The sequence below is a fragment of the Streptomyces sp. NPDC005775 genome, from assembly GCF_042871565.1.
GTDB lineage: Bacteria > Actinomycetota > Actinomycetes > Streptomycetales > Streptomycetaceae > Streptomyces.
The window spans coordinates 808,714-828,628 of the sequence record NZ_JBIAIU010000001.1 but is presented as its reverse complement, the minus strand read 5'-3'; the positions used below and the strand labels follow the sequence as shown (position 1 = coordinate 828,628).

Annotated in this window: 14 protein-coding genes; 8 read left to right on the top strand and 6 right to left on the bottom strand. The window is 68.2% G+C overall.

The genetic code is table 11. The features are described from left to right. The first annotated feature begins 175 nt into the window (after positions 1-175). Positions 176-1,492 carry a hypothetical protein gene (locus ACFYPA_RS03655; RefSeq protein WP_389129231.1) on the top strand — a complete coding sequence of 439 codons (1,317 nt, stop codon included), beginning with the start codon at positions 176-178 and terminating at the stop codon, positions 1,490-1,492. A 131-nt stretch (positions 1,493-1,623) separates the two neighbouring features. Here ACFYPA_RS03655 and ACFYPA_RS03650 read toward each other — a convergent pair whose 3' ends face one another. Beyond that, positions 1,624-2,181: an ATP-binding protein gene (locus tag ACFYPA_RS03650; RefSeq protein ID WP_389129229.1), complete on the bottom strand. Its 558-nt coding sequence runs from the start codon at positions 2,179-2,181 to the stop codon at positions 1,624-1,626. 118 nt (positions 2,182-2,299) lie between these two features. On the opposite strand from ACFYPA_RS03650, the gene ACFYPA_RS03645 reads away from it, so the two are divergent. Both ACFYPA_RS03645 and ACFYPA_RS03640 read left to right on the top strand, forming a co-directional pair. Then, positions 2,300-3,166: a helix-turn-helix domain-containing protein gene (locus ACFYPA_RS03645; RefSeq protein ID WP_389129226.1), complete on the top strand. Its 867-nt coding sequence runs from the start codon at positions 2,300-2,302 to the stop codon at positions 3,164-3,166. After that, a complete protein-coding gene (locus ACFYPA_RS03640) occupies positions 3,163-3,366 on the top strand; it encodes a DUF397 domain-containing protein (protein ID WP_389129224.1) in 204 nt (67 codons plus the stop codon). Before ACFYPA_RS03645 ends, ACFYPA_RS03640 begins: the two co-directional genes overlap by 4 nt. 78 nt (positions 3,367-3,444) lie before the next feature. Here ACFYPA_RS03640 and ACFYPA_RS03635 read toward each other — a convergent pair whose 3' ends face one another. The 4 genes from ACFYPA_RS03635 to ACFYPA_RS03620 form a co-directional block, all read right to left on the bottom strand. Further along, the gene (locus ACFYPA_RS03635; protein ID WP_389129221.1) at positions 3,445-6,630 is read right to left on the bottom strand and encodes a type I restriction endonuclease subunit R; all 3,186 of its coding nucleotides are present in this window, start codon (positions 6,628-6,630) and stop codon (positions 3,445-3,447) included. After that, a complete protein-coding gene (locus tag ACFYPA_RS03630) occupies positions 6,627-7,928 on the bottom strand; it encodes a restriction endonuclease subunit S (RefSeq protein WP_389129218.1) in 1,302 nt (433 codons plus the stop codon). Before ACFYPA_RS03630 ends, ACFYPA_RS03635 begins: the two co-directional genes overlap by 4 nt. After that, positions 7,925-10,042 (bottom strand): N-6 DNA methylase, encoded by a 2,118-nt coding sequence (locus ACFYPA_RS03625; RefSeq protein ID WP_389129215.1) that lies wholly within the window; start codon positions 10,040-10,042, stop codon positions 7,925-7,927. The genes ACFYPA_RS03630 and ACFYPA_RS03625 overlap by 4 nt, the downstream gene beginning before the upstream one ends. Before the next feature lie 79 nt (positions 10,043-10,121). Next, positions 10,122-12,260, bottom strand: coding sequence for an N-6 DNA methylase (locus ACFYPA_RS03620; RefSeq protein WP_389129212.1), 2,139 nt, complete (start codon positions 12,258-12,260; stop codon positions 10,122-10,124). 219 nt (positions 12,261-12,479) lie between these two features. On the opposite strand from ACFYPA_RS03620, the gene ACFYPA_RS03615 reads away from it, so the two are divergent. The 3 genes from ACFYPA_RS03615 to ACFYPA_RS03605 all read left to right on the top strand — a co-directional run bounded on the left by ACFYPA_RS03615 (position 12,480) and on the right by ACFYPA_RS03605 (position 14,762). After that, the gene (locus ACFYPA_RS03615) at positions 12,480-13,706 is read left to right on the top strand and encodes a DNA sulfur modification protein DndB (RefSeq protein WP_389129209.1); all 1,227 of its coding nucleotides are present in this window, start codon (positions 12,480-12,482) and stop codon (positions 13,704-13,706) included. 85 nt (positions 13,707-13,791) lie between these two features. After that, the gene (locus ACFYPA_RS03610; RefSeq protein WP_389129206.1) at positions 13,792-14,358 is read left to right on the top strand and encodes a hypothetical protein; all 567 of its coding nucleotides are present in this window, start codon (positions 13,792-13,794) and stop codon (positions 14,356-14,358) included. Positions 14,359-14,417: 59 nt separating this feature from the next. Further along, positions 14,418-14,762 (top strand): hypothetical protein, encoded by a 345-nt coding sequence (locus ACFYPA_RS03605; RefSeq protein ID WP_359311354.1) that lies wholly within the window; start codon positions 14,418-14,420, stop codon positions 14,760-14,762. A 115-nt stretch (positions 14,763-14,877) separates the two neighbouring features. Here the strand turns inward: ACFYPA_RS03605 and ACFYPA_RS03600 are convergent, their stop codons facing one another. Next, a complete protein-coding gene (locus ACFYPA_RS03600) occupies positions 14,878-16,557 on the bottom strand; it encodes a DUF262 domain-containing protein (RefSeq protein ID WP_389129203.1) in 1,680 nt (559 codons plus the stop codon). A 198-nt stretch (positions 16,558-16,755) separates the two neighbouring features. On the opposite strand from ACFYPA_RS03600, the gene ACFYPA_RS03595 reads away from it, so the two are divergent. Beyond that, positions 16,756-17,571, top strand: coding sequence for an SAM-dependent methyltransferase (locus ACFYPA_RS03595; protein WP_359352071.1), 816 nt, complete (start codon positions 16,756-16,758; stop codon positions 17,569-17,571). A 195-nt stretch (positions 17,572-17,766) separates the two neighbouring features. Then, positions 17,767-19,833 carry a phosphocholine-specific phospholipase C gene (locus tag ACFYPA_RS03590; RefSeq protein ID WP_389129200.1) on the top strand — a complete coding sequence of 689 codons (2,067 nt, stop codon included), beginning with the start codon at positions 17,767-17,769 and terminating at the stop codon, positions 19,831-19,833. The last annotated feature ends 82 nt before the right edge of the window (positions 19,834-19,915 follow it).

Here is a 19,915-nt window from a genome sequence, read left to right as displayed (position 1 = left end):
GGCAAGTGTCCCTGGTGAGGAGATCTTCAGTCCAGCGCCGGCGGTGCAGGAGTGTCCGGGACGCCTCTTTCCGGTCAGGTGGGTGGGAACGGTTCCCCGTGGTTGAATCCGCAAGGTTCATGCCGTTCTTGTCGGATGTCGGCCGTACGCTGTTGTCGGAAAATTGGGGGAGACGATGATTGACTACCGCAAGGCGAGCGTTCCGGTGTGGACGCTGGCGACCGGTGACGTACGGGTGCCCGAAGTGGTCGGGGACGAGCCGATGACGGCGGCGCGCCTGGCCGAACTGCGCAGCGCACTGGCCGGCCTGGCCGACGAGCCGATTGCCACACTTGAGGCGCATCCGCTTCCCGGCACGCTGGACCGCAGCAAGGGCATGTCGCTCGACGTCGTCAGTCCCCTGGCACAGCACCTGTCGCAGCTCATCACGCAGTCGGCGCGCGGCTCCTCCGCGGCGGCCAGGGCGACCGCTTCCGGTGAGTGCCTGTTCCGCATGGTGGTCCCGGCGAAGGTGGCTGCCCAGTACGGCCAGGGCGCCGTCCGTCCGATGATGGCCAAGGGGATCATCTGCGGCTTCCGCGGCCCCCTCGTGAACTCCACCACGGGCCGGATCGTCGCCGGCACGACGTTCGTTCCGGTCGGTACGGCAACAGCGGGCGCGGCCGGTGGGGCCGGTGCGGCGGCCGGTGTCGCGGTCGGCGGCAGCGTGGCGCTCACCGTGGCCGCGCCGCTCGTGCTCATGGCCGTGGCGGTGGGCGTGAGCGCGCATGTCGATCAGAAGCGCCAGCAGGCCATCGAGCACATCACGGAACTGCTGGAGCAACTGCACGAGCAGAAGCTCGACGACGAGCACAGCGAACTCGACGGCTGCCGCGACGCCATCGACAAGGCCACCGCCCTTCTGCTCGACCAGGGCAAGCTCGGCCTCTCGCTGGGGCTGGACTCGGCGGTGCACGCCATCAACACGGCACTGGGCGCCGCTGACCGCCGCCTCGCCCGGTGGCGGAGCGCCCTCGATAATCTGCCCGAGGGCAAGGCCGTGGACATCGGCACACTGACCAAGTCCTTCCCCGGCATCGACGAGGAAGGCGGCAGATTCCGCGCCCACCTCGAACTCGCCGCCCTGGCCATCGCGCTGAAGCGGCGCGTCGTCGTCCTCCAGGCCGTGGAGCACGCCCAGAGCGACCCTGACAACCTGTTCAAGAACTTCGCCGGCGCCCTCAAGAAGGACCAGCACCGCCTCGACGAACTGGAGTCGGGCATGACCGGTGTCCTGGAACGCCTTTCGACGCTGGAGCTGGGACGCCCGAGCGGTCTGCGGCCCGTCTTCACCAACGCTGAAGTCGATCGCCTGATGCGCGCGGCCAACCGGATCCGGAGGCTGGGTGACGGCGCCGCGGCCGACAGCCGTACGACGGATGTGGCCATTGAGATCGCCCGCGAGAAGGACGGCTCGGTGGTCGTGTTCCCCGCGCTGTCCGCGGCGGTGTAGGACAGCTCGCAGTACGCGGGTGGGTGCTGTCGGTGTGCCTGCAGCCGGATCATGTTGCCGTGATCCGGCTGCCCGTACAGTCGAGGTCACGGCCGCGCTCGTGGAAGCTTGCCGCACGGGCGACGACGGGGCTACACACCCTCGCCGACGCCCGGCAGGACTGATCCGGGGGCGAGCACCGCAGGGGGCAACGGGTGCGCGCTGTCGAGTCGGCGCGCCGGCCGCGTTCCCAGAACGGCCCAGACCGTCTTGCCGGGCCCGTCCGTGCACGGGTACCAGCCCCAGCGATCCGCCAGCGCGGCCACCAGGACGAGCCCGCGGCCGCCGTCGGCGTCTCCATCCAGGTCGTCCGCCGGTTCGGTGAGGACGGGGATGCGTTCGCCGCGGGTGTCGGTGACCTCGACGCGCAGAGCGGTGCCCTCGGCGGACACGCACAGCCGGAAATCGCGACCGGGGACGAGCCCGTGGCACACCGCGTTGGCGCTCAGCTCGGCCACGATGAGCGTCAGCGCGTCGTGCGTGTCGCTGCCGTACGGGATGCCCCACGCGTCGAACCGCTCACCGGCCAAGCGCCGGGCGAGGCGGGCGCCGCGGGGCGTGGAGCTGAAGCGCATCGAGAAGTGGTGCCACGGGAAGCGGCGTTGGGCGGTCGGAACTGGGCGTACAGGGAGTGAGGGATTGCTGGTCATGACTCCACGGTGGGCCTCAGTGGCGTAGCGTGACCAGGGGTGACGCGCCGTCGCGGACTGCTTGTACGCGGAGGCGGCATGCGTGTACGTACGTGGGTGCGTGGGACAGGCGGTGGCGATGACGGTGGTACGGGGCGACGCGGAGCCGGGCACGGGCGCGGAGACCGGGGAACGGCCGGAGGGCGAGCCCGGGTCCGGGGTGATGATGGCGTTCGGACGGCAGCTGAAGCTGTTACGGCTCCGAGCGGGCCTGGACCGGACCGAGTTCGGCAAGCTGGTGGGCTACGCGGTGCAGTCCATCGCGTCGTTCGAGCAGGGGCGGCGGATTCCGCAGCCGGCGTTCATCGACAAGGCGGACCCGGTGCTGGACGCCGGGGGCTTGTTGCTGGCGTTGAAGGACGAGCTTGCGCGGGCGCAGTACCCGCCGTTCTTCCGGGATATGGCGCGGTTGGAGGCGCGTGCGGCAGCCCTGAGCGTCTTCGCAGTGAGCGCCGTGCCGGGGTTGCTCCAGACTGAGGAGTACGCGCGAGCCGTCTTCCATATGCAACGTCCGTTGCTTCAGGACGACGTGATCGAGCAACGCCTGGAGGCACGACTGGTACGTCAGGACATCTTCGATCGCAGCCCGGCTCCATTGATGAGCTTCGTGGTGGAGGAAGCGGTGCTCCGCCGACCGATCGGAGGGCGAAAGGTCATGCGTGACACCTTGGAACAGATCTTGTTGACGGGGCACCTTCGAAGCGTGGAAGTCCAGGTCATGCCCATCGACCGCGATGATCACGCGGGCCTCGGAGGGCCGTTCACACTGCTTGACACAGACAAGGGGCATCGCATCGCGTACACCGAAGTACAGGACGACAGTCGGCTGTACACCGATGTTCGCAAGGTTCGCGAGCTTGAAGCGCGATATGGCATTCTCCGAGCACAAGCATTGACGCCGAGCGAGTCTTCGGCGCTGATTGTGCAATTGATGGGAGAAGCATGAGCGCACAGCACACCGTGCAGTCCGTGCCGGAGACTGCTTGGGTCAAGAGCAGCTACAGCAGTGGGGGCGGCGGTGAGTGCGTGGAGGTCGCTGCTGCCACCACCCGCGTGCACATCCGCGACTCGAAGCAGGCTGGCGGTCCCGTGCTGACCGTCGGGCCGGGCGCTTGGGCCGGATTCGTCGGGCTCGTCACGCGCTGAGCCACGCTCACGCAGGAGGGTCCCGCCGCAGTGCCGGAACGGCATCGCGGCGGGACCCTCCTACGCGTACAGGCGGGACTACTCGTCCACGTTCTCCTCGCGGCGGATCATCCGCCACGCCGCCCGGCGAGCACTGCGGTCCAGGCTGGACCGGAAGTCCTTGTCGGGGCCGAAGTACTGGCGCCCTATGCCGGCGGTCGTCTCGATGTGGTCGGCCATGTTGTCGGCGAAGGCGCGGTCGAAGACCTTGCCGAAGTTCGCCTCGTCGTTGACGACGGCCGCGGCCCGGACCTTCGGGTCCTCGGTCGTCTTCTTGAACGGCTTGCGGACGTCGTCCTCGGTGAACTCCGTGCCGAACTTGGCGTTGAACGCGTCGATCAGCTCAGACAGCAGCGACTTCTCCGCCTCCGCCGCACCGCCCGAGCCGTCGCCGAAGCCGGGGAGTTCGGCGGTTCCCTCGGGTGAGAGCGACACGTCGTGCTCGCCGGTCTTCTCCACGCGCAGGTGGCTGAGGTCGATCTCCCCTATGTCGACGCCACCGTCCGCACGGCGGGGGAGACGGTTGAGGAGGTAGCGGCCGTAGAGGTGTAGCCGCTCCAGTTCGGGGTCGCGGTAGGGGATGATCTGCGCGAGGAAGCCGTACTTCCGTACGTAGTCGTTGAGGTCCGCGCGGAAGTCCTCGGCCGTCTCGACATCGTCGTCCTCCTCGCTCTCCAGGAGGGGAGTGAAGCGGGCGACGGCGGGGGAGAGAAGCCGGTACAGCTCGGCGTGCAGCTTCTCCCACTTCGCCTGCGAGCCGGCCGCCTTCTCCTTCGCCGCGAAGTACGCGGCGGCGAACTCGTCCATCTCCGACTCGGAGATGATCGGGGCCGACATGACCCGGCTCTGTGCGGTGTAGAGCAGGTTCGGGTCGGAGGGGAGGGTGTTGGCCTCCTCGAAGTACGGACGGAACGCGTCTTGGATGTCCTGCGCGTCGTTCACGAAGTCCAGGACCGCAAGGTCCGCCTGCGTCTTGCGGTCGGCCGTGCGGTTGAGGCGGGAGAGCGTCTGGACGGCGGAGATGCCGGTCAGCGTCTTGTTGACGTACATGGTGGTGAGGAGCGGCTGGTCGAAGCCGGTCTGGTACTTCTCCGCGACGACCAGGATCTTGTATTCCTGCTGCCCCCGCCCGCCCGCGCTGACCGCCTTGTCGTCGGCCCGGGTGTACGCGAAAGCCTTCGGCAGTGCGCTCTCCGGGATGCCTCCGTTCTCCTTGGCCTCGGTCGTTTCGTCCGTGTCGTCACCGACCGTGAGCGAGCCGGAGAAGGCTACGAGCACGCCGAGGTCCGGGTACTTGGTGTCGTACTCCCGGTCCTTGATGTAGCTCTTGATCGCCCGCGCCATCTCCGCAGCGGACTGCCGGGAGGCCGTGACCACCATCGACTTGGCGCGCCCGCCGAGCCGGCCTCGGGAGTGCGTCAGGAAGTGCTCGACGATCACCTGGGCGTGCTGGGTGACGGTGCTCTCGTGGGTGAGCGCGTACCGGGCGAGCAAGGTGTTGGCCTTGGAGGGGTCCACCTCGCGCTCGTCCGGGTTCTCGTTCACCAGCTTCCAGTACGTGTTGTACGTGACGTAGTTCCGCAGCGGGTCGAGGATGAACCCTTCCTCGATGGCCTGACGCATGGAGTACGTGTGGAAGGGGCGGTAGGCCGCCTTACCGTCCACGGTGTCTTCCGTACCGAAGAGTTCGAGCGTCTTGGCCTTCGGGGTGGCGGTGAAGGCGAAGTAGGAGAGGTTCGCGGCCTGCGAGCGCTCCGCCGCCTTCTTCTTCAGCTTCTCGTCGAGCGTGACGGCCGTCGCGCCCTGGTCGTCCGAGTCGGAGTCCAGGCCGAGGTCGCGGAGAGCAGCCCGCACGGCGGTGGCGGCGTCGCCGGACTGGGAGGAGTGGGCCTCGTCCACGATGATCGCGAAGCTGGTACCGCTGATCTCGGTCGGATTGCGCTGGATGTAGTCCAGCAGCGCGGGGAACGAGTGCAGGGTGACGGTCACGATCTTGCCGGTGTCACGGGACAGCGCGCGGGCGAGCTGCTCGCTCTTCGAGCCGTGCTTCTCGTCGACCTTCACGACCAGGCCCTCGGTCTGCGAAAAGCTGCCGACCGTTTCACGGAGCTGGGCGTCGAGGTTGCGGCGGTCCGTGATGACGATGACCTTGTCGAACACGGGCGAGCCCGGCTTGATCCGGCTGGTTGCCAGGGCGTCGGGGTCGAGTGTGCGCGGGTCGGTGTCGGCGTGGAGGTCGCTCAGGCGGTGGGCGAGCCAGCCGATGGTGTTCGACTTGCCGGAACCGGCGGACGCCATCACGAGGTAGTTCTGGCCCACGCCGTGGATCGACGCGTGGGTGGTCAGCTTCTTGACGACGTCCCACTGGTGGAAGCGCGGGAAGATCGTCGACTTGGTGGTCCCGCCTCCGGGGGTTTTCGTCTTCTGCTGGTGCACGTAACGCTGAAGCAGGTCCAGCCAGTTGTCCCGCGCCCAGACCTGCTCCCACAGGTAGGACGTGGCGTAGGTGCCGTACGCGGTCGGGTCCGGGTTTCCGGCGCCACCGGGCAGGCCGGCGCCGTTGGATCCGGTGTTGAACGGGAGGAAGCGGGTGTTCTTGCCCCGGAGCTGGGTGGCGACGAAGACGAGATCCGGGTCCACGGCGAAGTTGGCGATGACGCGGCGGGTGAAGATCAGCTCGGTGGGGTCGCGGTCGGTGCGGTACTGCTCCTTGGCGTGCTCGACGCCTTGCCGGGTGAGCGGGTTCTTCAACTCGGCGGTGGCCACGGGGATGCCGTTCAGGAACAGGGTCAGGTCAAGCCGGTTGTTCCAGTCGGCCTGCTTGGTGGCGTAGGCGAGTTCGCGGACGACGGTGAGGCGGTTGGCGCGGTAGCCGTTGAGGACGGAGTCGTCAGCGACGAGATTCGGCTTGAAGTAGGCCACGCGGAGGCGGACGCCCCGGTCCTTGACGCCGTTGCGGAGGACCTTGAGGAGACCGTCCTCGCTGATGGCCTTGTCCAGGCGCTCGGCGAAGCCGCGCTGGGCGGCGTTGACGTCATTGCCGTAGACGGCGACGAGTTCGTCCCACTCGCGGATCTGGCTCTCGCCGATGAACGTGAACAGCTCGTTGGTGTCCAGGCCGAGGTCGGCCTGGTAGTCCTCGGGACGCGCTTCGCGCCAGCCGCGCTCGGACATGGACGCCACGATGGCGTCGCCGAAGGCGGACTCGCTGTGTATGGGGCTCACGATGCCGGGACTCCGTCCGTTACGTTGCGGCCGCTGGCGGTGGAGACGTCGAACTGGCCGGTTACGGCGGCGGTGATGAGGGCTTGGCGGCGTTCGGCGAGGAGAGAGCGCTCCTGGCTTAGCAACCGGCGAATGGTGGAGTCCCGCGCCTTTGCGCGATCAAGCCGCTCTACAATTCGACGTTGGGTATCGATGTGTGGGAAGGGGAAGCGTTGGGGCCTCAATTGTTCTCGCGTAAGATGGGTCATTGTGCTTGTGTTGCCCTGCACTTGGAACACTCTCATCTGCTCGGCCACGACGAGGCAGTAGTACAGCCAGCGTGGAAGCTCAGTTCCGCGCGAACGAATTCGATGTAGTGCTTTCTGGTAGTAGACTTCGTCAATCTCCCCGTTCCAGATGGCTGCTCGGCCGGGCCAACTCCCTCCCTCGTTTACAAGGAGGTCGCCCGCCTTCAGGAGATATCGAGATCGTTCCTCTTGCGGAAAATCCATTGTGGCCAGATCGCTGATGTCGACCCGGTCCCACTGAACGTTCGCTACTCGAAGATAGGGTCGCAGGCGGCTTCCCTGCGCTCGCTCCTGATTGAGCATCTTGCCCAACTCGACCTCGTAGTAGTGGGAGACGGCGCCGACTCTCCAGGGCGCTGGGACAGAACCGAGCCAACCCAAAGCGCTGTCTTTTCGCTCACCCTCGACGTCTGCTCCACGAACTGCGTCGTATACTCGACGGAACGCCGCTTCTTCATGAAGATCAATCTGCCGCGAGCGGAGTTGAAGGAGATGGTCGATGTGGGCGGTCTCGGCGTCCAGGAAGTCGGCGATGCGGCGCTGCTCATGCAGAGGCATCACGCGAACTGAGATATCGCCCAGATCCTCGGCGTTGATTCGCGGGGTTCGCACATTTCCCTGGTCGGATGATCCGATGCCACGCAGTCGCGCAGCCATCTCGCCCACGAACCAGGAGGAACGAAAAAGGTGATGGAGGTATCGGGCGTCAGCGGCTGGAGTGGGCCTAAGGACGAGGTAGTCCGGACTAACTAGTCCCTGTTCGGGGCTGATCCCGATGGCTCCTTGAAATGCTCGCATCCGGTTGAGGACGATATCGCCTGGTCGGCATACCTTGTAGTTGCTCAGGTCCTCGGCCCGGGGAAGGTCGTTCGTGATGGAGTCTCGCCGGATTACTCCGAGGTGGATCGATACAGACAGTAGGGGAAGCTTGCGCGATCCGGCTCGCTCGTCGATCACATGCAGAATTCGCTTAACGCGTTCCAATGGACCTGCCTCGATTTGCGCCGTCACTTGGTTACCTCACCCAGCAGCGCCTGAATCTCCGCCTCAAGCGCCTTCAGCTCCGCATCGATCTCCGCCAACGGCCGCGGCGGCTCGTACACGTAGAAGTGCCGCGTGAACGGGATCTCGTACCCCACCTTCGTCTTCGCGTGGTCGATCCACGCATCCGGCACATGCGGGTGCACCTCCCGCTGCAGGTACTCCCCCACGTCCTCGCTCAGCGGCACGTTCTCGTAGTCCCGCAGCTCCGCGTCCGGCTCCGAAGCACCGCCCTTGACGAGCTGAACCTCCCCCTCCGGATCCCGCACCCCCACCGCATCCCGAAACGCCTTGGCGAACGGCGCCCCCGTCGGCCCCGGCACGCCTGCCTCCGCCATCGCGCTCCGCACCGCCACCTGAGCCTCGGACTTGGTCGCCCACTCCGAGCCCAGCAGCGGCCTCAACGCATCCCCGAGGACCGACACCTCAGCATCGGCCAGCTTCTGAAACTGGGCCTCCTCATCCTCCGTGAGCTTCCGCCGGACCTTCGCCTTGGCAGCGAGCTCCGGCTCACGCGGCAGGAAGCGCTCCTCCGCCCACTTCTGCACCGGCTTTGACGCGAGCAGCGCGGCCAGGGTCTCCTCCGTCAGCTCGAACCGCAGCTTCAACGGGCGCTCCACCGTGATCCGCTGGTAGCCGAAAGCCGTGTTGTCGAAGACCTTCACCTTGGCGTGCAGAGGGTGCTCCGCGTCCGCCGCCGCTGCCACCGCTTCCCCATACAGGCGGGTGATGTCGCCGATGTGGTTCGGCTTGTTGCCCGTGCCGTCGCCCAGTTCCTTGCGCTTGTCGCCGAGCGACTTCCGCATCTTCACCCACTGGTCGCGAGCATCCAGCAACACGACCTTGCCCTTGTGCTGGGCATCCTTCCGGTTCGTCAGGATCCAGAAGTACGTGGAGATACCCGTGTTGTAGAAGAGCTGGTCCGGCAGCGCGACGATGGCCTCCAGCCAGTCGTTCTCCAGGATCCAGCGGCGGATCTCCGACTCGCCCGAGCCGGCCGCGCCCGTGAACAGGGGCGAACCATTGAAGACGATGGCGATGCGCGAGCCGCCCCCGCCGTTCACGTCCACCGGCTTCATCTTGGAGATCATGTGCTGGAGGAACAGCAGCGAGCCGTCGTTGATACGAGGCAGGCCGGCGCCGAAGCGGCCGGAGTCGCCGAGGTTCGCGTGCTCGTACTCGACCTCCTCCTTGACCTTCTTCCACTCCACGCCGAACGGCGGGTTGGCCAGCAGGTAGTCGAACTTCTCGCGCTTGTGGCCGTCGTCCGAGAAGGAGTTGCCGAACGCGATGTTCTCCGGGTCCTGGCCCTTGATCATCAGGTCGGACCGGCAGATCGCCCAGGACTCCGGGTTGAGTTCCTGGCCGCTCACCTCCACCGTGGCGTCCTTGTTGTACGCCTTGATGTGGTCCTCGGCCGCGCTGAGCATGCCGCCCGTGCCACAGGCCGGGTCCATGACCGTACGCACGACACCGGGCATGCTGAGCGCGTCGCCGTCCGGGGCGATGAGCAGGCTGACCATCAGCTTGATGACTTCGCGCGGGGTGAAGTGCTCACCCGCGGTCTCGTTGGACTGCTCGGAGAAGCGGCGGATCAACTCCTCGAAGATGTAGCCCATGTTGTGGTTGGACACGGCCTCGGGGCGCAGGTCCAGGTCCGTGAACTTGCCGATGACCTGATAGAGCAGGTTCGCGCTGTCCAGCTTGCGGATCTGCTGGGCGAACTCGTACTTCTCCAGCACCTCGCGGGCGTTCGGCGAGAAGGCGCCGATGTAGATCTGGAGGTTCGTCGCCGCGTTGTCCGGGTCACCGGCGATCGACTTCAGTGTCAGGCTGCTCGTGTTGTAGAACGAGTGGCCAGCGGCACGTGGCAGGAAGTAGTCCGGGTCGAGATCCTGCTCCTTGCACCGGACGACCGCTTCCGCGACCTTCTCGCGCGTCGGCTCCAGGACGCATTCCAGGCGGCGCAGCACGGTGAACGGCAGGATGACCTTGCCGTAGTCGGACTGCTTGTAATCGCCGCGCAGGAGGTCGGCGACGGACCAGGCGTGGTTCGCCAGTTCCGTGTGCTTACTGCTGTTCAACGCGTTCCCTTCGATGGACCCGGACCGGCCGGGACGGTTGCGCTTCAGTGTGGTGGATGTGTGAAGGCGGCGTGGCCGTTCAGGCCAACGGGCCCTCGGGCGGCGGGCGCAGTGCCCCCGCCGTCAGGCCGGTGAGCAGCGCGTGGGCCGTGGCCTCGGCGAGCTCGGCCGTCCGGCGGGCGGCGGTGCGGAGTTCGTGGGTGTGGCGGAACGCGGCCCCGTAGCGGCGTTGTTCCTCCAGCGGGAGCAGCGGTACCCGTAGTCGGCCCGGGGAGACGTGCAGGATGGTGCTGCCCGTGGAGGCCCCGGCGATGTTGGCCTCGGCCCCCAGGAACCCCGCGAGGAACCAGGGGTCGAGCCGGGCCGGGTCCGGGCGGAGCAGGTGGATGTGGTGACCGAGGAGGGCCTCGGCGTCCGCCTCGTCCGCGACGCGGGCCATGAAGCCGTTGCCGCCGGCTACGCCGCGTACCAGCACATCGCCTGCGGCGACCGTGTGCGCCGCATCGGTACGCAGGTCCTCCGGTGTGCCCGAGGGGCCGGTGCCGCTGCTGATGTCGGAGGCGGTGAGCACCGGGCGTTCCCCGCTGCCCCCGGCTCCGGTCTCACCGCGGGTGCCGGGGACCGCCGCCCGTAGCAAGGAGAGCGCGCCCCCTCGGGCGAGGTCGGAGACCGTCGCCGTGCGCCAGGCCCGCGAGGACTCGGCGACCGCCTCCCACGGGCCGACGCCCGCCGCGCTCTCCAACTGGGGGAGGGAGGCGACGAGCAGCGCTCGCTGTTCCTCCGCGCGCCCCGCTACCTCCGCCGGGTCGAGGTCGGCGGGGGCGGTGCGCACCTGCCGGGCAGGCGTGAGGTCGACCAGGTCGTCGACCAGGTCGATCGTCGGGACGGCGCGTGCCGTGCCAGGGGTGTCGGTGAAGGAGCCCGGGGCCTGCCTGTACGCGGACCAGTGGCGCAGGACCTCGGCCGACAGCGCGTCCCAGTCCACCCCGCCTCGACGGGTCCGGGGCCGGGAGCGCGTGTCCTGCGGCGACCCCGCAGCACCGTCGCGCTGGTCGCCGCTCACGTCCACGAACAGCACCGACGCACCGCCCGTGGCCCCCGGCTCCGGGCGCTGGAGCACCCACAGGTGCAGGCCGATGTGCAGCGGCGCCGAAGCGCCGACGGGCAGGCCGACAACGGCGCGCAGTGCTCCGCTGCGTACGAGCTCCGCACGGATGCGGCGGCCCGAGGCACGGGTGGACGTGGCCGGCGGGAGCAGCATCGCGGCATAGCCGCCGGGTTCCAGATGCGCGAGGGCGTGCTGCGTCCAGGCCAGCTCCGACTCGATCCGCGGCGGCACGCCGTAGGCCCACCGCTGGTCGTACGCGAGCTCCTCGTGGCCCCAGTCGCGGTCGCCGTACGGCGGGTTGCAGAGCACGCCGCCCACCCGCAGCTCCGGGAAGGCGTCGGCGCGCAGGGTGTCGCCCGCGCGGACGGTGACCTGTGCGTCGGGTGCCGCGAGCAGCAGGCGTACCGCGCTGCGCTGGGCCTGTACGGGCAGGGAGTCCTGGCCGTACAACTCCGTGGCGCCCCGGCGGGCCGCCGCCGCGAGCAGGCTGCCGCTGCCGCACGCCGGATCGAGCACGCGCGTCGTGCGATCCGGCAGCAGCCGGGCCATGAGGTCCGCGAGTTCGGTCGGCGTGCGGTACGTGCCGCTGGAGGCGGTGTCGTCGAGTTCGCGTTCGGCGAGGACATCGAGGGCGCTCTGCGCACCCTCGCCGCGGACGCACCTCGACAGGGCCCGGAGTGCGGCCACGTCGTCCGGCCCGAAAGCGGCGGCCTCGGCCTCCGGGACCGCTCCGGCGAGCTCCGCCGCGGCCTTGTCGGCCTGGGCGATGACCTCGGAGTCGGGCAGGCCGTCGAGTGCGGCGAGATCGTCCGCGCTTCGGCGCGACGCCGCCAGAACGAGAGGGAACAGGCGGGCTGCCACGCCGGCCCCGGATCCGTGGAGCCGCAGGACGGTGCGCAGCTCTTCCGAGGGCGTGGCGGCGGACGACTGGCCGCGCGCCTCCAGCCATCCCCGTACCGCTTCCAGGTCATAGAGCGGACTGCTATCGGTGCCGCCCGACGGGGCCGGGAAGTCGTCGTGCCGACGGCGCCAGTTGCTGACGGTGGCACGCGTGACACCGGCGATCCGGGAGATCTCGGCGGCGGTCACCTGAGCGGGTGGCTGGGGCATGGGGGTTCCTGGCCTCTCGGGAGTGAACAGTAAACAGACTACAGCGCTCGTCAAATCTTGAAAGGGGTTTGACAGTGCTTTCACTGCAGTGTTTATCTGATGGAGCTTCCGGTTGGCGGCGTGCTCCTCGCGGTGTGAACCGTCGACGTGCCTGCTGCCCCTGCCTGCGCCGCGGTGCCGCGCCACGCACCGCTCCTCTGATCCCGAGGGAGACACCCCATGCAGATCACCCTGCCGACCACGGTCGTCGAAGGAATCCAGCTCACCGTCATGCCGTTCCGGACCGACGCCGTGATCGGGACCATGTCCGTGGCGACGCTCGTCCAGCTCGTCCCCTCGCCCCGCCGCGAGGAGGACACGAAGACGCTCAAGGCCGCGTCCGGTGCCGTACGGCGCCACGCCGAACTGCGCTCCCTCGTGCAGCGCGCGCTGAAGTCCACGCAGAAGGGGAAGAACGTCGGCTCGTACGCCGAGTACATCGCCGACGGCGTGAAGGGCGAACTGGGCGCCGGCTGGTCCACACCGCCGATCACCTTCTGGCACGCCGGACCGCTCGCCGCCCTCAGCGACGAACTGCTGCCCGGAACGGGCCTGCGGACCCTGACCATCACGCCCGGCACCTGCGTCGTCGCCATCGACGGCGAGACGCAGACGACAGCGTGGCACGAGCTCTACGACGACCCCGGGCACTACGGGCTCACGTACGCCGAACTCGCCACCGTCCGCGTCCCCTTCGAGCTGTACGTGGATCTGTCGGTCGCCGACGCACGGCAGATCTTCTACGACCGCAACGTGCAGGGCGTCATCGTCGCCAAGAACCTGGCCATGTCCATGGACCAGCGGGACTTCGCGACCCGGCTCGCGCACCGCCTCGCCGAATCCGTCAAGGTCGAGGTCGACGACAAGGTCGTCCCGTTCACGAAGCTCGTCAACGCCAGCAAGCGGCAGGTCGGCAAGACGGACCCGGAGGTCATCACGCTCTCCGCGCTGCGCGCCCTCGTCATCACCGCGATCTACGGGCGCACGGGACTTTCACGCTCGGCGGAGACCGTCCACGAGGACGAGCTTCCCGCCGGGACGGATGCCGCGCAGGTCGAGGGGAGCGTCGTCCCGTCGCTGGCCCGGCTCATCTCCGACCACTTCCCGCACTTCGCCTCGCGCAGTGCCATCACCGCCCCGGCGGTGCTCGCGGGACTCGGCATCGCCGTGCACCACACCACCCCGTGGGCCGACCCGATGAACGCGCTCGGCGTCGAGGACCTGCACCGGCTCCTCGCCGACATCCGGTGGGACCGCGAGCCCCGCTACTGGCACGGCGTCGCCGCCAAGGCGACCGCCACGGGACGTCTCAACTTCGCCGGCGGCGTGAGGGACTCCGGCGGCCGCGTCGCCGACGCGATCCTCTACCCCGCGACGGAAACGGGACGCCGGATCCGCGGGGAGTGACAGCGGTCCGCTCACCCGGACCGGCACGGCCAACCGAACCCACTCAGCTCGTACACCACTCGACACCACTCACTTGGAGCACGCCATGAACTCTCCCCAGTACCAGGGCCCCGGACCGTACAACACCCCCCACTACACCGCTCCGGTCCCGCCCGTTCCGTCGCCGCGGAAGCCCTCGCGCGCCAAGGCGTGGATCACACACGGTGCCGTCGCTTTCGTCGCCCTGCTCATCGGCACGGGCATCGGCTCCAGCGGCGAGGCCGACGCCGACGGCAAGGCCGGCGCCTCCGCGAAGCCGGGGCCGACGGTGACCGCGACTGCCACCGCGACGGAGACGGCGAAGGCCGCTCCCGCCCCGACCGTGACCAAGACCGTGACGGCCAAGCCGAAGAACACGGAGAAGCCCGGCCCCCCGAGCACGTTCAGCGGGGACGGGGAGTACCTGGTCGGGGAGGACATCGCGGCGGGGACGTACAAGACCGCGGGTGGCGACGGCTCGTTCGGCTGCTACTGGGCCCGGCTGAAGGACGCCAGCGGTGAGTTCGACGCGATCATCGCCAACAACAACCTGGAGGGGCCGGGCCGGGTGACGCTCAACAAGGGGGAGTACTTCCAGACGAAGCGCTGCGCGGAGTGGAAGAAGGCCGGGTGACCCCGAGCGCCGGCCGTACGGCCAGGGGAACGATGACGAATACATCGGGGGGAATCCGCATGGACGCGGCTGAAGAGCCCGAACTGGCGGTGTATCACCGCCACCTGAAGGGCCTGCTCTCGTCCGGTGACAGGGAGACCTTCCGAGCCCTCATGGCTCAGGCCCGTCACCTCACGAACCGGTCGTACGAGACGAGCCTCTACGACCACCAGCAGACGTTCCGTCTGCTCTGGCACCACCTGGACCACGTGGGTCACCTGAGCCGCCTGAGTCAGGAGGCCCGGAGCCGCCTCGCTTCGGGGCGTGCGAGCGCCGAGGAGAGCGAAGAGCTGGAGCTCTTCCTCACCCTCTACCGCCGGATCACGGCACCCGAAGCGGACGAATCCAGGCGCGGCCACCTGTGACTGCCCGTCGCCGCGACTGGTCAGAGGCCCGTACGCCGAGCCGTGAGCGACGGGCCGTCCGAACGGCGACCGGCCTCCGATCAGGTCGGCGAATCGGAACTTCGTTCCTGGGGTTCTACAGCTGCCACTCCTCGGCCAGGAGGCCGATGAGATCCACCTGGCGCTTCTCCAGCTGCTCGGGCGTCCAGGTTTCCTGACCCAGTACCTGTGTGGTCAGGGGGAACGTGACGACGCCCCGCTTGAGGTACCGCTCCTTCTTGTCGGTGAAGTCGAGGTTCTGAACCTGGGAGTTCTTGGCACGGCTGAGCAGCACCAGGTTGGCCAGGCGGTGCGTCCACAGAGCGCGTTCGCTCGTGGTGAAGTCCGCACGCCATTGCGACTGCGGATCGGGATTCTGGGGGAGCACATGCTCGACCGTGATGCGCGGAGCGTCGTAGGTCGCCACGATGTCGTCCTCGGACACCAACTCGTCGAGCCGCAACAGGATGTATCGCCGCGTCCTCAACTCGTGGTAGACCTCGCCGTCGAGCCGGCGCAGTGTCTCGGCCCGCTCGGTCTCGGTCAGTTGGAAGGCCGGGGCTTCCAGGCTCCTGTCCGGGCTCAGCTCCTTCAGCTCGGTAAGCAACTCGGCGAAGCGGAAGACACGGGGAGTGGTGTAGACACGTCGGACGAACATGCTTGCCGCGAGTCGTTCCAGTGACCGGAGGAAGGAACCCAGCCACACCGGATCGTCTCCGTGGGACCTGAGCGCCCACAGCGCGGCCGGCCACCAGTCGTTGTTGTCCAGCAGCAGGAGTCTGCGGAACCACAGATTGACCTGATCCGACCCGTCTCCGGCCGCGTACGCCTTGTCACGGATCACCGCCGACGCCTCGGCATAGGGCACGAGTACCTGGTCCACGAACTCCTTGGCGCGACCGCCCTTGTAGTGGACGAGAACCTGGCTCTGGAACTCCTTGAGCAGTTCCTGTCGTGCCCGCTCGCCCGAGAAGATCATGCGGATGTGGGAGAAGAGGTCGGAGAAGTCCTCGCGGCCAAGGCTCTCCTCGGAATCTTCCCACCGCCTGGCGTACGTCTCCGAGACCTCCTCGTCGATCTCCCCGATGATCTGCGCCTTGAAGATGTCGGCAGGCGACAGATCGAGGCCCCGGGAGTTCATGACGCTGAAGATCCGGTGGGCGCTGTCCAGGTCAGGGGTGCTGACCGCGACCAGGAAGGTCTGGACCCCCATCAGCTTGCACAGGGAGAGTCGCTGCTCGTCGCTCCAGGAGGCCAAGGCCGTGTGCAGTGCCAGCGCGTTGGCCTGGACAGCCCTCTGCGCGTCCGTCCTGAGATTGTGCGGGTTCAGCACCAGGAGTGTGCTGATGGAACCGGCGGTCTGAATGTGCTGCTGGAAGAAGTCGGCGTCCCGGGGGCGCAGAGTGAGGCGGGGCTTGGCCTTCAGGCCCAGGACCGTGTTCCCGGGCTCGGAGATCATCGCCACCAGATTGGTCACCACGTCGGGCTGCTGCGCCAGATCGCGCAGCACGGCCAGCAGGATGGTCAACGTCGTCAGACGTTGCTGACCGTCGATGACGTCGGCCTCGGCGGATCCGCTGTCCTTGACGAGAACCAGAGAGCCGAGGAAGTAGGGCTCCCCGTCGCCCCGCAGGAGGGCTTCCTCCAGGTCGGCCAGGAGCTGCTGGGCCTGTTCGGGCTGCCATGCGTAAGGGCGCTGGTAGTCAGGGATCCGAAAGTCGTAGTCACTGCAGAAGACTTTGTGCAGCGGCACTTCGCGCGCTTCGAGTTGGGCCATGATCCGCATGATTCCCCACAGGACGCGAACTTCGCAGTGAAGCAGGGCAAGTCCCCCAACCCGGGTGAGTTGGTGCGGTGAGTGAGACGGCCGAAGACGTTCTGTCCGAGCCGCCGTGGGCTGATGCGCCGGGAGACCGGCACGGCATCCGGCTAGATTGAGAGCGTCCCTCAACATCGTTTGTGCCAGGAGGCTCTTGTGAGCGAGAACCAAGTGCCTGCCCCGGCTGGCATATCGGCGCGGATCGACACGAGGCGCCCCCACTCGGCCCGCTTCTGGAACTACTTCGTCGGGGGCAAGGACAACTACGAGGTCGACCGCGAGGTCGGCGATCAGATCAAGGCGTTCTTCCCCGGACTCGTCGATGTGGCAGTGGCGGGTCGGCAGTTCCTGCGCAGGTCGGTGAGTCATCTGGTCCGGGAACACGGCATCCGGCAGTTCCTCGACATCGGGACCGGCCTGCCCACCGCTGACAACACCCATCAGGTCGCGCAGGCGATCGCCCCCGACGCGCGCATCGTGTACGTCGACAACGACCCCCTGGTGCTCACTCACGCGCGGGCCCTGCTCACCAGCTCGCCGGAAGGCGCCACGGACTACATCGACGCCGACCTGTACGAGCCGGAAGCCATCCTGACCGGGGCGGCGAAGACCCTCGACTTCGAGCGGCCCGTCGCGCTCATGCTGCTCGGCATACTCGGCCACGCCGGCGACTTCGACCGCGCGCGTGACGTGGTGCACGCGATCATGGCCGGGCTTCCGTCGGGGAGCCTCCTCGTCGTGTACGACGGCACGCGGACCAGCGAGGGCATGATCGCAGCGGAGAAGGCGTACATCGAGAGTGGTGCCGTGCCGTACTACGTCCGTGAGCCCCAGCAGATCGAGACGCTCTTCGACGGGCTGCGCATGATCGAGCCCGGGTTCGTCCGGCTCAGCGCATGGCGTCCCGATGCCGACAGCGCGACGGTGGCAGCCGATGTGGATGCGTTCGGTGGTGTGGGGGTGAAGCCGTAAGGGTCGGCCGGGGCGGGTACCCGGACTATCCCGCGTACGCCGTCGCACGCGGGCAGTGCCGTGGTCTGTTCCGTCGCCGGCTGTTCGGCCGATCGCCACCGCGTGCACACCGCACGGGTCTTCCGCGGGCCCGTCGACTCTGGAACACTCCAGTCGCTTTCGCCCCCACATCCCCTCACCCCGCAGAGGCCCCCCATGGCAGAACTCAACCGTCGCCGCCTCCTGCAACTCGCCGGAGGCACGGCTGCCTACACCGCCTTGTCGAGCAGCATCGCCCGCGCCGCGTCCCTCCCCGCACGGGGGCGAACGGGCAGCCTGCGGGACGTCGAGCACATCGTCGTCCTGATGCAGGAGAACCGTTCCTTCGACCACTACTTCGGCACCATGAACGGCGTGCGCGGCTTCGGTGACCCGCGCCCCGTCACGCTGCCCAGTGGCAAGCCGGTCTGGCATCAGAAGGACTCCCTCGGCAAGGAGGTGCTGCCGTTCCGGCCGCCGGCCGACAAGCTCGGGATGCAGTTCCTCCAGGACCTCAACCACGACTGGGCCGGCGGACACCGGGCGTTCAACAAGGGTGCGTACGACCAGTGGGTTCCGGCCAAGACCGCGACGACGATGGCCCACCTCACCCGCGAGGACATTCCGTTCCACTACGCCCTCGCCGACGCGTTCACCGTCTGCGACGCGTACCACTGCTCGTTCATCGGGAACACCGACCCGAACCGCTACTACCTCTGGAGCGGGTACACGGGGAACGACGGTTCCGGTGGCGGCCCCGTCCTCGGCAACGACGAGGCGGGATACGGCTGGACCACCTACCCCGAGCGCCTGGAGCAGGCGGGGGTTTCCTGGAAGGTCTACCAGGACATCGGCGACGGGCTCGACGCCGCCGGGTCCTGGGGGTGGATCAGCGACGCCTACCGGGGTACGTACGGGGACAACTCGCTCCTCTACTTCGATAGTTACCGTAACGCCGTGCCCGGCGACCCGCTCCACGACAAGGCCCGCACCGGGACCGACATCAAGAACGGCGGAGGGCTCCTCGACGACCTGAAGGCCGATGTCCGGGCCGGGACGCTGCCGAAGGTCTCGTGGATCGTCTCCCCGGAGGCGTACAGCGAACACCCCAACTGGCCCGCCAACTACGGCGCCTGGTACATCTCGCAGGTCCTGGACGCGCTGACGGCCGATCCCGAGGTCTGGGGCCGGACCGCCCTCTTCATCACCTACGACGAGAACGACGGCTTCTTCGACCATGTCGTGCCGCCCTTCGTCCCGTCGGGGCCCGCGCAGGGGCTGTCCACCGTCGACACCTCCGCCGACTACTTCCCCGGCGACATCCGGTACACCGCCGGACCGTACGGGCTCGGCCAGCGCGTGCCCATGCTGGTCGTCTCACCGTGGAGCACCGGTGGGTTCGCGTGCTCCGAGGTCTTCGACCACACCTCCGTCATCCGCTTCATGGAACAGCGCTTCGGCGTGCACGAGCCCAACATCTCGCCCTGGCGGCGCGCCGTCTGCGGTGATCTCACCTCCGCCTTCGACTTCAGTCGTACGGACGCCTCGGACCTCTCGTTGCCGTCGACCGACGCCTACGAGCCTCCGGACCGCCTCCGGCACCCCGACTACGTCCCCGCACCGCCCGCCACCGGCAGCGTGCCCAAGCAGGAGAAGGGGGCACGGCCCACCCGGCCGCTGCGCTACGCACCCTTCGTCGACGGGGCCGCCGATACGGCCACCGGCACGTACCGCCTCACCCTCAGTGGCGGCGCCGCCGCAGGGGCGCAGTTCCTGGTGAGCTCCGCGAACCGCACGGACGGGCCCTGGACCTACACCACCGAGGCCGGCAAGTCCCTCGCGGACAGCTGGAACACCGCCTATTCCAAGGGAGTGACCGACCTCACCGTCCATGGTCCCAACGGCTTCCTGCGCACCTTCCGGGCCGGCGGCAAGGTGGCGGGGCCGGAGGTGACGGCGCGTCATGTCGCGGCGGGTGGTGGACTGGAGCTCACCTTCGTCAACGGTGGGTCCTCGACCGTGCGTCTGACCGTGCGCAGCGCGGCCGGGTACGGGGGAGGGGTGCGGGCCTTCGCGGTCAGCGCCGGCGCGACCGTGAAACACGTGCTCGACCTGCGGGGGAGCAAGAGCTGGTACGACGTCACCGTCGTCTCCGACGTGGACGCCACGTTCCTGCGGCGCTTCGCCGGACACGTCGAGACCGGCCGGGCCGGTTCGAGCGACCCGGGTCTCGTCACCGGCTGAGGGCCCCGGGTCAGGGGCCTCGTCCCGGCGGGCGGTCCGGGGCGGGTGGTGCCCGGGGCCGGGGCCGCGCACTCCTGACCAC